We start from the raw sequence: 13,892 nt of genomic DNA, 5'->3' as shown, positions 1-13,892 counted from the left end.
GGGGCGGCCCTGGCGCCGGACCTGGACCACAAGGCGGCGACGATATCCAGGGCGTTCGGGCCGGTGTCCCGGGCGCTCTGCGAAGTGATCGACAACCTCTCGTACGCGGTGTACAAGGCCACCCGGAGCAAGAGTGACCCGCGGCGCTCGGGCGGCCACCGGACGCTGACGCACACCTGGCCCTGGGCGGTGCTGTGCGGGGCGGGTGCTGCGGCGATGGCCGTCTTCGGCGGCCGCTGGGGCGTGCTGGCGGTGCTGTTCGTGCACATGGTGCTGGCGATCGAGGGCCTGCTGTGGCGGCACGCCCGGGTCTCCAGCGACATCCTGGTGTGGCTGCTGGGGGCGACCAGCGCGTGGATGCTCGCGGAGGTCCTCGACAAGCCCGGCAACGGCTCGCAGTGGCTGTTCGAGGAGCCCGGGCAGCAGTACCTCTGGATCGGGCTGCCGATCGCGCTCGGCGCGCTGGTGCACTGCCTGGGCGACGCGCTGACCGTCTCGGGCTGCCCGGTGTTGTGGCCGATCCCCGTCGGGCGTCGGCGCTGGTACCCGGTCGGTCCGCCGAAGGGCATGCGGTTCCGGGCCGGTAGCTGGGTGGAGATCAAGGTGCTGACGCCGCTCTTCATGGGGGCCGGCGGAGTCTGCGCGGCGGGCGCGCTCGGCTTCTTCGGCAACGGCTGACGCCAACGGCCGCCCGCCGTGGAGACCCCGATGCTGTCGCGCATCCGGCGGGAACCGCCCGAACCGCAAAAGCGGCCGGGCCCGGGGGGAGTTCCCCCGGGCCCGGCCTTACCTGTCGTGCATCCTGCCTTGCGTCAGTGGAGCGTCGGTGAGGTGTCGTACCCGGCTCAGTAGCGCGGGTCCACCCGGTAGGTCGGATAGTCCGGGATGTACCAGTGGCTGGAGTCCCAGATGCCGAAGGTGAACCGGACCCCGTGGCTGCCACGCTTGTTGGCGGCCTTGATGAACTTCTTGCCGATGCTCTTCATGAGGTAGGACAGCGCCCACAGGACCCAGCCGGCGACCCGGGCGGCGATGTGCGGGACCTTCTTCAGGATGCTGGAGATGCCCTTGGAGACCTTGCTGGAGACGATCAGCAGGCCGCCGATGACGTTGCCCTCGGTCCGGCTGAAGTAGGTGGTCCACTTCTTCTTCCAGGACATGCCGGTCAGGTCGTCCATGGTGATCGGGTCGACCGGGTAGCCGTAGGCGTTCGGCGAGCCCTCCAGGACCGGGTCGGTCTGCAGGAACCGGCCGGTGGTCGAGTCGTACAGGCGCACGCCCATCAGGGTGAGGCCGGAGAGGCTGTCGGCTTCGCGCTGCTGGCCGCCGAGCCAGCCGTACTCGGTCGAGCCGGTGGCGTCGACGACGTTGCCGTACTCGTCGTAGTGGTAGACGGCGAGGTCCTCGGTGCCGTCCGGGGACATCTGGACGGACACGTCGCCGTGCAGGTTGGTCAGCAGCAGGATCGCGCCGCCGTCGGTGCCGGTGGCGGCGGTGAGCTGGCCGGTGAGGTCCTGGACGTTGCGGGTGAGCTTGCCGGCCGCGTCCTTGGACCAGGTCGGGGTGTCGTTGCCGCCGTCGAAGTGCTTGGTGTCCTGCGCGGTGACGGTCCAGGTGCCGTCGGTGCCCTTGGTCTCCGTGGTGGAGAGGGCGAGGCGGCCGGAGGCGTCCAGGTCCCAGGTCTTGCGGGTGTCGCCGAGGGTCTCGGTGCGGACCAGGTCGTTGGTGTAGTAGCCGACCTGTGTGCCCTTCGGGAGGGCGGTGGTGCGGCCGAAGGCGTCGTACACGTAGCCGGCGTCGGTGAGGCGGTCGGCGGTGTCGTAGCCGTGGTTCTCGGCCTGGGTGACGGCGTCGGCGGTGGCCGGGTCGCAGTCGTCGGTGACGCTGGTGCGGTTGGTCCGGTTGCTGCTCTTGTCGAACGCGTAGCTCCGGGTGGCGCAGGCCAGGCCGGTGCTGTCAGCGGCCTTGGTGAGGCGGCCGGTGGCGTCGTAGGTGTAGCTGCTGGTGGTGCTGTTGCCGTCGCTCTGGGTGCGGCCGGCCTGCTGTCCGTGGACGGTGTAGTCGGCGGTGTCGGCCAGCAGGACGGCGCCCGCCTGGTTGGTGTAGGTCCTGCCGGTCTGGATGCCCTGGCTGTCGTAGGTACTGGTCAGGGTGTTGCCGCCGGGCATGGTCTGGGCGACCAGCCGGCCCTCGACGTCGTAGGAGGCGGTGAAGGTGCCGGCCACCGAGTCGGTCAGCGAGGTGGGCAGGCCGCGCGGGTCCTTGGCGGTGTCGTAGCCGTAGGTCACGGTGGACGGCACCGAGTCGGACTTCTTCACCGGGCGGTCGAGCTTGTCGTACTCGGTGATGGTGACGTTGCCGGCGCCGTCGTCGTAGGAGATCTGGCGGCCGAGCTTGTCGTAGCCCTGGGTGATGGTGGCCTTGCCGTTGTTGATCGAGACCCGCTGGCCGGTGGCGGGGTCGTAGCCGAGCACGGTGTCGGCGAGGGCGGTGCCGGTGCCGCCGGTGGTCGAGATCTTCACCGGGCGGCCGGCCGCGTCGTAGCTGCGGGTGGTGGTGCGGGTGACGCCGTTGGCGGTCTCGGTCTGGACCGTGACGTTGCCCCAGCGGTCGTACTGGAAGGTCTTCGTCGGCAGCTGCAGCGGGTTGCTGCCGCCGCCGGCGATCTGCGCGGCCGGGCCGATCGAGCAGACCAGGTCGGCCCACTCGGGGTGGCCGGCGCACGGGCCGGTCCCGGTACCGGTGTAGTAGCCGGTCACCGTGGTGGCCGCGTCGGAGCCGGTGGAGTTCGGGCGGCGCTGCGAGGTCACCCGGCCGGCGTTGTCGTAGCCGGTGGTGGTGGTGATCTTCAGGCCGCCCGGGTCCTGGACGGACGTGGTCGGCAGGCCCTGGGCCCAGTCGTAGCCGGTGGCGGTGGTGCGCGGGTCGGCGTCGGCGGCGTAGCCGTCGATCCGGGCGCCGACCGTCACCGAGGTGGTCATGTCGCTGACCGCGGCGGTGGTGGGGCGGCCCTCGTCATAGGCGCTGACGGTGTGGGCGCGGGCCGGGACCTCGGCGCCGGCCGCGAGGGCCGGGCTGGTGCCGGAGGCCGCCAGGGCGTGCTCCAGGGTGACCAGCTGCAGCGGCTCGTACTTCTCCAGCAGGCGCTTGCCGTCGGCCGAGTAGACCGAGGTCGAGGAGAGCACCTGGGCGCGGTCGGCCGTCGAGCGGCCGGCGATGCCCAGGGCGCGCAGCTTGTTCAGGTCGTTGCCGGTGGTGGCCAGGGCGAGGATGCGGTTCTCCGCGGACAGGGTGCGCACCGGGCTGCCGTAGGCGTTGTACTCGGTGGTGGTGATGGCGCCGCCGGGGGCGGCGGTGTTGACCTCGCGGCCGGAGGCGTTGGTGTACGTCAGCGAGGCGCGGTTGTAGCCGGCGGTGCCGAGGGCCTTGCCGTCGTGGGTGGCCGGGACGGCGTCAGGCGGCAGCACGGCGGTGGCGTCGGTCGGGGCGTCGCTCTGACCCCAGGCCGCGACGTCGGACGGCGCCAGCGGGTAGGGCGCGTTGGCGCCGCTGAGCGGGACGTCGTAGACCATCGAGGTGGTGGCGGTGCCGTCGGTGACGTCCTTGCTGCCCTGCTTGAGGGAAGGACGGGAGGCGGCGAGCAGCATGCCGTCGCCGGCGGTGGCGGCGTTGCCGGCCTTGCCGTACTCCAGGGTCCACGGCAGTTCGCCGGGCTCGGTGACGGTGGTGACCCGGCCGGCCGCGTCGTAGCCGTAGGCGGTCTTCAGTGCCGGGCTGATCCGCGGGTCCCAGACCTCGCGCAGCCGGCCCTGGTCGTCGTAGGCGTACTGCGAGACGACGACGGGGGTGGCGGTGGTGGCGCCGGGGTCGGTGGACCACAGGCGGATCTGCTTCACCTGGCCGGCCGTGTCGCCCAGGACGGAGCCGGCGGCGGTGGTGGTGTCGGCGTAGACGTACTCCAGTACCCGGCAGCCGGCCGTGGCGGGCGCGGCGGCGCAGTCGGCGGAGGCGGTCGCCGAGGTGGGGGCGACCACGTACTTGGGCCGGGCCAGGGTCTTGCCGCCGGTGACGACCTTCTCCGAGACCACCGAGGTGGTGGAGTTGTTGCTGGGCAGAGAGGAGGCGGAGGCCTGCCAGGTGGTGGCGGCCGGGTCGACCTTGGCGAAGGTGACGGTGGTGCCCTCGGTGTCCTTCAGGGTGAAGGCGCCGGTGAACGCACCGGTCAGGGTGAGGTTCTCGGCGCCGGGCTCGGGCTTCCAGCCGCCGGAGCCGGTGGCGGTGAAGCCGACCTCGGAACCGTCCGCGGAGACCACCGAGAGGGAGGTCGCCGAGGTCTGGCGGACGTAGGAGTAGGCGGCGTCGGTGATCTCGGCGGTGGTGCCGGAGCTCCACTGCGGGCCGAAGATCGCCGCCTGGCCCTCCTGGGCCGAGCCGTTGGCGGGCCGGCGGGAGGAGAAGGAGCGCTCGGCGTGCAGGCCGAAGGCCTCGGCGTCGGTGTCGGACAGGGTGAGGTCACCGGTGAGGATGTTCACCGAGCCCGGGCCGACCTTGGTCTCCGGCGCGGTGCCCGCGTTGCGGTCCACCGTGACGGTGTTCGGCTCGGTGGCGTCGGTGGCGGTGCCGTCGGTGAACACCGCGCGCACGTCGACCGGGCCGTTCTCGGCCAGGGTGTCGGTGATGTTCCAGGTCAGCGCGGCCGGCTTGCCACTGGGCGCGGCGAAGGGCCAGGCGGCCACCGCCTTGCCGTCGGTGGTCGCGACGTTGGCGACCGGCACGTCCTTCCAGACGTCCGTCTCACCGCGGCGGTACTGGTAGCGCACGCCGGTGTAGGTGCTGTTGCCCTCCGCCTGCAGCGAGGTGCGGCGGGCCGGGCGCTCGCCCGCCCCGGGCGCCACCAGGGCGGAGCCCTTGCCGGCGTAGAAGGCGTAGGTCTTGTCGGCGGAGACGTTGCCCGCCGCGTCCCGGCTGTGCGCGGTGACGGTGTGGGCGCCCGCCTTGAAGGTGAGCTTGGCGCTGACCGGGGTGCCGGTGGTGGCCGCGGTGACCCAGGCCCCGCCGTCCAGCTTGTACTGGATGTCCTTCACGTCGCTGGTCGGCGGGGTGAAGGTGAAGGTGCCGCTGTAGTCGCCGTTGGCGTCCGGGGTGCCCGTCCACTGACCGGCCGGGAAGTCGCCGGAGGAGACGGTGGTCGTGCCGGGCGCGGTGGTGTCCACGGTGAGGGTGCGGAAGGAGGACCAGGCGCTGTTGGCGGTGCCGTCCCAGGAGCGGGAGCGCCACTTGTAGCTGCCGGCCGCCAGCGCGGTGCCCGGGGTCCAGGTGAAGGTGGAGCCCGATGCCGCCATGGCGGTGCGGCCGGACTGCAGCGCGGCCGTGCCGTTGGACGTCCAGACCTCGAAGTCCAGGGCTATGTTGCCGCCGTCGGGGTCGGTCGCCTTGGCGGACAGCGTCGGGGTGGCGTCGCCGGTGATCGCGGCGTCCGCCGGGGAGACCAGGGTGGAGACGGCCGGCGGAGTGTTGTACGTCACCGACAGGTACGGCGTGTTGGACGTCGCGTTGCCGGAGTTGAACTTCTTCCAGCCGTACGGGTCGGACTCGTCGGTGGCCCGGATGCCCAGGGTGTTGTTGGTGTTGCCGTTCGCGGCCCAGGCCTTGACCAGCGCGGTGATGTCCTGGTTCACCCAGCCGTCGTTGCAGGAGCTGGAGTAGCCCTTGGTCGCGGTGGAGGTGGCCCACTTCTTGTTCCAGCCGGGCTGGGCGGTCCAGCGGGTGGCCGTGGTGGCGGTGCCGGTGTCCCAGACCTCCCAGCTCTTCGCGGTGCACGACCAGCTGTGGAAGTTCCACAGGTTGAGCTTGCCGCCGGTGATCTGCTTCCCGCTGATCTTCGACATCGGGAACTGCAGGAATGAACGCGCGATCTGGCCGGAGCCGTTGTTGCCCAGCTTCAGCTCGGTCTGCGAGGAGACATCAGTGGCGTAGCCCTGCTGTACGAAGGTGTCGAAGCCCACGCCGATGTTGACCGCGGGGTCGATGGTCACCGGGTACTGGGTCTTCGGGTCGTTCAGGAACGCCGCGTCCGGGGTCAGCGTCAGGTCGATCGCGTTCCCGTTCTGGGTGACCTTCAGCGCGACCGGCGCGGTGCGGGTGTGGTCGCCGCTGCGCTCGTCGACCTGCGCGTCCCACATCACCGGCGCCGGGAGCTGTCCCGCCTCCTGGCCGGTCTTCGGGTCGATGAACGACACCGAGTTGTCCGGGTTCTGCCGGGCCTGCAGGCCGGCCGCGTCCAGGGTGAGCGTCACGCTGCCGTTGGCGGCCACCGCCGAGCGGTCCTTGAGCTCCAGGAACTGCTCGAAGCCGGTCCGGGTGGATTCGATGACGAGGTCGGTGGCGGTGAGCGCGTTCGCGTACCGGGCCTTGGCGCCGTCCACCGCGGGCTCGGGCAGAGCACCGCGCCAGGACAGCGACATGGCGGTGCCCTGGCCGTTGTCCAGCGAGACCAGCGGGGTGGTCGGGGCCTTCGGGTCCCCGGTCGGGGCGCCGGCCGCCTTGAACTTCGACGCGGCGGCGGGCGGGGTGGCACCGGCCAGCGAAAGGTTGAGCGGGTGGCCCTTGGCCTTGACGCTGCCGTCCGACTGCCGGGCGAGGTCGACGTCGATCGGCCGGAGATTGCCGGACTTGTCCTTGTAGCGGACCGGTCCGGAGGCGACGTCCAGGGTGGTGGTGCCGTCCGGGTTGATCCAGGTGGTGGTGGACTCGGTGCGCTCGTCGACCACCTCGATCCGGCGGTTCTCCAACCGGGCCTTGAGGTGGGCGGTGGCGATGTCCTTGGCCTCGGCGGCCCCGAGCGCCTTGACGGGCTTCGGGGCCTGCTCCGGGGTGACCGCGACGGCCTGACCGGTCGTCATGATGACGGCGGCGGCCTCGGCGGAGAGCACCACGGCCAGGGCGACGGCGGTGTTGCGCAGCACGCCGTTGCGGCGGCGGGGCGCGGTGGGGGGCGGCGAGCCGGCTTCGGTCCGGTGCCGTGGTGGTTCGCCCATGGGGCGTGACATGGAACTCCTCGGTTGTTCTGTGCGGGCAGGAAGGGCCTGGAGGAATGGGGGGCATGGCCGGTCTGCCGACGGCGCGTCAGCCATGCGGCGGTAAAGCGATAGCAATGAATCAGCCAATGTCCCGGACGGGCGGGAACGGTCGAAAATCGTCCAGAACGATGGAAACCATTCGGGCGCGACGACGGGTGGCCGATGCGGACTCCGGCGGTCGGTGCGACTACCGGATGCCGGAGGACGAGAGCCGGCCGGTGGCCGCCAGGGCCCGGTCCAGCAGGCCCCGCGTCCTCGACCAGGCCGCCGTTTCGTCGGGGGCGCGGACGTAGAGCACCAGGCCGATGCCGTCGGGAACGGCACGGACGCGCACGTGTTCCAGGCCGTCGCCCAGGGCGGCGCACGCCCACAGCGCGGCCTGGACCTCCGCGGCCGCCGTCTCTTCCGACGGGGCGGAGCCGGGGGCGGTCGGACCGGCGGCGAAGGCCGGTGCGAAGGAACCGGCGAGGGCGAGGAGCAGGAGGACGGCGGGGACCGGACGGACCGACACGAAGGAGTCCTGTTCTGTGCGGGAACTGCGCTGAGGGAGACCGCAATTCTGGGTGTCCAGAAATCTGGGGAGTGCGCGCGCCACGAATCCTCGCGTTCCGTGGCCCGCCACGGGAAGCGAATCCGCGGGCAGGATCAGGACAGGCAGCATGCTGCAACACCGCACCGGGCAACGCCCCGGGTTACCGCCCTGTTGTGGGCCCCGACGGGGCCGGCGACCGGGGCGGGGCGTTGACCGGATCATGCCCTTGCGAGCGCGTTCCGGCCGGAGGAATGATCAGCCCCCGGGCCGACCGGGCATACGGAATCGTCCACGGGGATCAGGGGTCGAGAAGTGCTGGAACTGCTGGGGCTGGATGCCACTGCGGAAGCCGTCTACAGGGAAATGCTCGCCGACCGCGAAGGGGGGGTCGCGGAACTCTGTGAACGTCTCGGCCTCCCCGAGAGCGCCGTGCGCGCGGCCCTCGACCGGCTCGCCGACCTCACCCTGCTGCGAACCTCCCGCGAACGGCCCGGCGCCCTGCGGCCGGTCAGCCCGGAGCGCGGACTGGAGATCCTGCTGCGTCGTCAGGAGGAGGAACTCGCACGCCGACAGCAGGAGGTGGCCGCCTCCAAGGCCGCCGTCGCGCACGCCCTGGGGGAGTACGCGAAGCTGCGGGCCGACACCCCGGTGGGCGGCCGCGAGCGGCTGCTCGGCTTGGACGCCATCCAGGACAAGCTGGAGGTGCTGACCGCCAGGCTGACCAGCGAGGTCCTGGCGGTGATACCCGGCGGCGGCCAGTCCGCGGCCAGCCTGGCCGCGTCCCGGCCGCTCGACGAGGACGCCCTGCGACGCGGAGTCAGCCTGCGCACCGTCTACCAGGACAGCGTCTACGACGCCCCGGAGACCCTCGACTACGCCCGCTGGATGACCGCCCTCGGCGGCGAGGTGCGGACCGCGCCGGTGCTGCCGCCGCGGATGCTGGTCTTCGACCGGAGCACGGCCGTGGTGCCGATCGACCCGGGGAACACCCGGGCCGGTGCGCTGTGCACCAGTGAGCCGGGGATCGTCGCCTCCCTGGTCGCCCTGTTCGAACAGACCTGGGAGACCGCCGTCCCGATCGCCGACGACCGGGGCGGGGTGACATCGCTGACCCTGACCGCCGGGGAGCGCGAGCTGCTGCGGCTGCTGTCCACCGGGCTCACGGACGACGCGGCGGCCAAGCGGCTCGGCGTCTCGGTGCGGACCGTCCGGCGGCAGATGGCCGCCCTGATGGAGCGTCTCGACGCGGTGAGCCGCTTCGAGGCCGGACTGAAGACCGCCCGGCGCGGCTGGTTGTAGCCGCTCGTCCGGGCGAAGGCCCGTACGGGCAGGTGGAGTTCGGGCCGCCGGTCAGGCCGTACGGCCCTCCGTCCCGGCGCCAACCAGCGGTGGTGGACGATCGAGCGCTGACCGGCGGCCCGGGCCGGGCCTCAGGGCTGCCCGACCACCAGCAGCGCCTCCGCGCCGGCCGGCCGGTAGCCGGCGGCCTGGAAGGCGCGGACGCTGGGGGCGTTGCCGGGGGCCTGCTGGGCCCAGACCGCCCCGCCCTCCGGCAGCAGGTGCCGGGCCGCCGTGGCGAGGGCGCGACCGAGGCCGCGCCCCTGGGCCTGCGGGTCGACCTCGATGGCGGCCTCCCAGCGGCCCGCCACACCACGGCCGAGGATCAGCACGCCGCCGTCGGCCGTGAAGACCCGGACGTCCTCCCGGTAGTCCAGCGCCCGGAGCACCCGGAGGTGTTCGCGGTCCTCGATCTCGGCCAGCGGCAGCGGCGGCTCGCCCGGGAGACGGTCGGCGACGGAGAGCAGGTCGATGTTGTTGACGGTCCGCCCGGTGCGCTCGGCGAAGGCGGTGAGGAAGGGCGGACAGAGCGGCGCGGCGAGCGGATCGCCCGCCACGGCGGCGAGCGTCTCGTGCACCCAGGCCGGGTCCTCGTCGGTGAACACCACGGAGTGCGCGGCGAAGGCCAGCACCCCGGTGTCCCGGGGCGACGGCTGCGGCACCACCGTCACCGTCCCGTCCGGCGGCGGAAACACCCCGCCCGCCGCGTCCGCCAGGATCTCCGCCAGCCCCCGCACGCCCATCGCGTTCCCCTCCTCGGAATATCGGCCCAGCCTAGTCGATCACCGGGCACGCCGATGGACCAGCAGGTACCGCCAGAACAGCAGCCGCCGCAATGAGGAACCCGGCAACTGCCGTGCGGCGTAAGCCCGTACGTCGGCGAGGGTGGTGTTCGGCGCCGCGACCGGCGCCTGCGGGGCCGGCTCCGAGCCGCGTTCACGCAGGTGCACCGCGAGCCGACAGAGCGCGTTCACCGGTACGGCCGCCAGGCTGACCGCCCGGTCCCGGACCGTCTCTGACCGGTAGCAGCCCAGCACCACCAGCACTCCACCCGGCGCCAGCGCCTCGCGCAGCCGGTCGAGGGTGTCGATCGGCAGGTGGTGCAGGGAGGCCAGGCAGGAGATGTAGTCGTAGTGGCCCGGCGGCACCTCCAACTCGATGACGTCCGCCTGCCGGTAGTGGATCCGCGTGGCGCCGCCGCGGGCGGACGCGGCGGCGATCACCGCGGCGTCGCGGTCGACGGCGTCCACCTCGACACCGCGGTCGGCCAGTGCCCGGGCGAAGGCGCCCGTCCCGCAGCCGACGTCCAACGCCCGGCGGGCCCCGGCGGGGAGTTGGCGCAGCAGCAGCCGGTGGTAGTGGTCGTTGTGATCGAACGGCATCCCGCCAGGATGCCAGTACCCGTTACCGCTTGCGGGCCCGGCTCGGCTGGACCCGGGTGGGTTCGCCGGCCGCCTTGGGGTGGTCGGGCGGGTAGGGGAGTTCGCCGAGGCCCTCGTCGCGCAGCTGCTTCTCGTACAGGTCCAGCAGCCCCTCCAGCCGGAACGCGTGGTCCTCCATCCCGGCGTTCAGGTCCCCGAGTTCGGCGAAGCGGGCCGGGACGGTGCGCAGGTCGAAGTCCTCCGGGGCGGCGTCGTCCAGTTCGTCCCAGCGCAGCGGGGTGGAGGCGGTGGCGCGCGGGCGGGCGCGCAGGGAGTAGGCGGACGCGATGGTGCGGTCGCGGGCCATCTGGTTGTAGTCGACGAAGATCCGCTCGCCGCGCTCCTCCTTCCACCACGCGGTGGTGACCCGCCCGGGCATCCGCTGCTCCAGCACCCGGCCGAGGGCGATCACGGCGTGCCGGCCGTCGGTGAAGGTCCACTCGGGGGCCAGCGGGACGTAGACGTGCAGGCCGCGCCCGCCGGAGGACTTGGGCCAGCCGCGCAGCCCGTACTCCTCCAGCAGGGCGCGCAGTTCGTGGGCGGCGCGGACGGCGTCGTGGAAGTCGGTGCCGGGCTGCGGGTCGAGGTCGATGCGCAGCTCGTCCACGTGGTCGGTGTCGGAGCGGCGCACCGGCCAGGGGTGGAAGGTGAGGCAGCCCAGGTTGGCCGCCCACAGCACGGCGGCCGGCTCGGTGGGGCAGATCTCGTCGGCGGAGCGGCCGCTGGGGAACTCGATCCGGGCGGTGGGCAGCCAGTCCGGCAGGCCCTTGGGCGCGCGCTTCTGGTAGAAGAACTCGCCGTCCACGCCGTCCGGGAAGCGCTGCAGCGTGGTGGGCCGGTCGCGCAGCCCGCGCAGCACCCCGTCGGCGACGGCCAGGTAGTACTGTGCGACGTCCAGCTTGGTGAAGCCGCGCTCGGGGTAGTACACCTTGTCCGGGTTCGACAGCCGGACGGTCCGCCCGGCGACTTCCAGTTCCACGGCTGAGCCCATGCCTCACACGCTAAGCGCGCGGCGCCCGGCGCGCGCCCCGGGGCGAACCGGGCGAGGATCGGACGCATGGACCTGCCCGTGATGCCGCCGGTGGCGCCGATGCTCGCCAAGTCGGTGGCGAAGATCCCGCCGGGGATGCAGTACGAGGCGAAGTGGGACGGCTTCCGCGCCATCGTCTTCCGCGACGGCGACGAGGTCGAGCTCGGCAGTCGCACCGGCAAGCCGCTGACCAGGTACTTCCCCGAACTGGTCGAGGCCTGCAAGCGCGAGCTGCCGCCCCGCTGCGTCCTGGACGGCGAGGTGGTGATCGCCCGGGACGGGCGGCTGCGCTTCGAGGAACTGCTGGAGCGCATCCACCCGGCGGCGAGCCGGGTCAGGCTGCTCGCCGAGCGGACGCCCGCCTCCTTCGTCGCCTTCGACCTGCTCGCCCTCGGCGACGACTCCCTCCTGGACCGGCCGCTCTCGGAGCGCCGCCCGGCCCTGGAAGCGGCCCTGGCCGACGCCGCCGACCCGGTGTTCACCGCCCCCGCCTCCACCGACCGCGAGCTCGCGCAGGCCTGGTTCGCCGAGTACGAGGGCGCCGGGCTGGACGGTGTGGTGGCCAAACCGCTGGACCAGCCCTACCGGCCGGGGGAGCGGACCATGTACAAGATCAAGCACGAGCGCACCGCCGACTGCGTGGTGGCCGGCTACCGCGAGCACAAGAGCGGCCCGGTGGTCGGCTCGCTGCTGCTCGGCATCAACGACGCCGAGGGCAGGCTCCAGCACGTCGGCGTCTGCGCCGCCTTCCCGATGGCCCGCCGCCGCGAACTCGCCGAGGAGCTCGCCCCGCTGCGCCTCGACGACCTCTCCCAACACCCGTGGGGCGCCTGGGCGGAGGAGTCCGCGCACGCCGAGGGGCGGCTGCCGGGCGCGGTCAGCCGCTGGACCGGCGGCAAGGACCTCTCCTGGATCGCGCTGCGCCCCGAGCGGGTGGCCGAGGTCGCCTACGACCACATGGAGGGCACCCGCTTCCGGCACACCGCGCAGTTCCGCCGCTGGCGGCCGGACCGCGCGCCGGAGAGCTGTACGTACGAGCAACTGGAGGAGCCGGTCTCGTACGACCTCCGCAAGGTGCTGGGAATGTGACGGAACATCAACAGGCTTGATCGGCCGCATGGTTCGGGCGTTGACGCGGCCCGGAATCACGACAGGTACAGCGAGGCGGAGGGCGTCATGCCGCCCGTCGTGCCCGGGGTCGGGGCCGGGGCCGAGCCGCCCGCCGTGGGCGAGGCCGACGCGGGCGACGAACCCGAAACCGAAGCCGAAGCCGACGGCGATGGCGGCGCCGACGTAGAGGTCGAGCTGGGCGCCATCGTGGCCGGCAGCGTGTAGACGTTGCCCGGCGAGACGATCTGCGTGATCGCCTTGGCCAGCAGCGTCGAAGGCTCCGAACCCTGGTACAGCGTATCGGTGTTGACCAGGACGACGAGCGAGGCCTGAGCTGCCGGCAGGTACACCGCCACGGTCTCGTACCCGGGCAGCGAGCCGTTGTGACCGATCCAGCCGTGGGTGTTGAACAGCCCGAAGCCGTAGGCGACGTCGGGTGAGCCGGTGTCCTTGAACTTCAGCCGCTCCGTCTGGGTGGCCTGGTTGAACAGCGGCATGCCGGTGGCCAGTACCTTCGACCAGCTCTGGAGGTCGGCCAGGCCGGAGATCGCCGCGCCGGCGGCCCAGCCCCAGGACGGGTTCCAGGTGGTGGCGTCCTGGGTGGAGCCGTTGGGCGTCTGGTTGGTGTAGCCGTGGGCGTGCGGGTCCGGGATGGTCGCGTCGGTCGGGAAGACCGTCCTGTTGAGCCCGGCCGGGGCGAAGACCTGGGTCCTCAGGAAGTCGCCGAGCGGTTGGCCGCCGACCTTCTCGACGACCTGGCCCAGCAGGATCGCATTGGTGTTGGAGTACTCGAACTTGGAGTCCGGTGCGAAGTTCGACGCGTGCCTGAACGCGTACGCGAGCAGCTGGTCCGGGGTGAAGGAACGGTTCGGGTCGCTGAACAGCGCCTGCTGGAAGTCCGGGTCGTCGGTGTAGTTGTACAGGCCGCTGCGCATGTCGCCGAGCTGGCGCAGGGTGATTCCGTCGCCGCCGGGGACGTTGGGGACGTACTTGGAGACCGGGTCGTCCAGGCCGAGCCTGCCCTGGTCGGCCAGGCGCAGGACGGCGCTGGTGGTGAGGGTCTTGGTGACGCTGCCGATCCGGGTGTACAGGTCGGGCGTCATCGGCGTCCCGGCGACTTTGTCGGCGGCGCCGAAGGCCCGCTGGTAGCCGCCGGCGGGGGTGGTGTAGCCGACGATCACGCCGGGGAGCGAGGCCCGGTTCATCACCTGCTTGATCGCGTCGTCGAGCCGGCCCGTGACGTCGGGCGTGAGCGCCACGACCCCGCCGGAGGGGCTGCCGCCGGTCGCGGTGGTGCCGCCGAAGGTCGCGGACGGGCTGAGCGCGGCGGGTTCGGCGGTGAGCGCCGCTCCGCCGGCCCGCCCGGCGGACGTCGAGTCGCC

9 protein-coding genes are annotated in these 13,892 nt (G+C 72.4%); 3 read left to right on the top strand and 6 right to left on the bottom strand.

The features are described from left to right. Positions 1 to 678, top strand: a 678-nt coding sequence (locus J0670_RS12820; protein WP_207811643.1) for a metal-dependent hydrolase, incomplete at its 5' end; no start/stop codon positions are given. Between the two features lie 167 nt (positions 679 to 845). Here the strand turns inward: J0670_RS12820 and J0670_RS39875 are convergent. Continuing rightward, entirely contained in the window at positions 846 to 7,049 is a 6,204-nt protein-coding gene (locus tag J0670_RS39875) for a DNRLRE domain-containing protein (RefSeq protein ID WP_207811642.1), read from the bottom strand. Between the two features lie 217 nt (positions 7,050 to 7,266). Further along, positions 7,267 to 7,590: a hypothetical protein gene (locus J0670_RS12810; RefSeq protein WP_207811641.1), complete on the bottom strand. Its 324-nt coding sequence runs from the start codon at positions 7,588 to 7,590 to the stop codon at positions 7,267 to 7,269. Between the two features lie 333 nt (positions 7,591 to 7,923). On the opposite strand from J0670_RS12810, the gene J0670_RS12805 reads away from it, so the two are divergent. Further along, positions 7,924 to 8,910, top strand: a complete 987-nt coding sequence (locus J0670_RS12805; protein ID WP_207811640.1) for a LuxR C-terminal-related transcriptional regulator — start codon at positions 7,924 to 7,926, stop codon at positions 8,908 to 8,910. A gap of 131 nt (positions 8,911 to 9,041) precedes the next feature. Here the strand turns inward: J0670_RS12805 and J0670_RS12800 are convergent, their stop codons facing one another. The 3 genes from J0670_RS12800 to ligD are packed head-to-tail and all read right to left on the bottom strand — an operon-like array spanning position 9,042 to position 11,361. Next, positions 9,042 to 9,692 carry a GNAT family N-acetyltransferase gene (locus J0670_RS12800; RefSeq protein WP_207811639.1) on the bottom strand — a complete coding sequence of 217 codons (651 nt, stop codon included), beginning with the start codon at positions 9,690 to 9,692 and terminating at the stop codon, positions 9,042 to 9,044. A gap of 39 nt (positions 9,693 to 9,731) precedes the next feature. Further along, positions 9,732 to 10,331, bottom strand: a complete 600-nt coding sequence (locus J0670_RS12795; protein ID WP_207811638.1) for a bifunctional 2-polyprenyl-6-hydroxyphenol methylase/3-demethylubiquinol 3-O-methyltransferase UbiG — start codon at positions 10,329 to 10,331, stop codon at positions 9,732 to 9,734. A 22-nt stretch (positions 10,332 to 10,353) separates the two neighbouring features. Next, positions 10,354 to 11,361, bottom strand: coding sequence for a non-homologous end-joining DNA ligase (gene ligD / locus J0670_RS12790; protein WP_243436942.1), 1,008 nt, complete (start codon positions 11,359 to 11,361; stop codon positions 10,354 to 10,356). A gap of 66 nt (positions 11,362 to 11,427) precedes the next feature. Here ligD and J0670_RS12785 point away from each other — a divergent pair, with 66 nt between their 5' ends. Beyond that, a complete protein-coding gene (locus J0670_RS12785; protein ID WP_207811637.1) occupies positions 11,428 to 12,489 on the top strand; it encodes an ATP-dependent DNA ligase in 1,062 nt (353 codons plus the stop codon). A 56-nt stretch (positions 12,490 to 12,545) separates the two neighbouring features. On the opposite strand, the gene J0670_RS12780 is transcribed toward J0670_RS12785, so the two are convergent. Then, positions 12,546 to 13,892 (bottom strand): serine hydrolase (locus tag J0670_RS12780; protein WP_207811636.1); only part of this gene is annotated, 1,347 nt, incomplete at its 5' end.

The sequence above is a fragment of the Streptomyces sp. FH025 genome (assembly GCF_017427025.1).
In the GTDB taxonomy this organism is placed as follows: domain Bacteria; phylum Actinomycetota; class Actinomycetes; order Streptomycetales; family Streptomycetaceae; genus Kitasatospora.
Note: the sequence above shows the minus strand (reverse complement) of the source record. Positions and strands in the feature narration are given on the sequence as shown.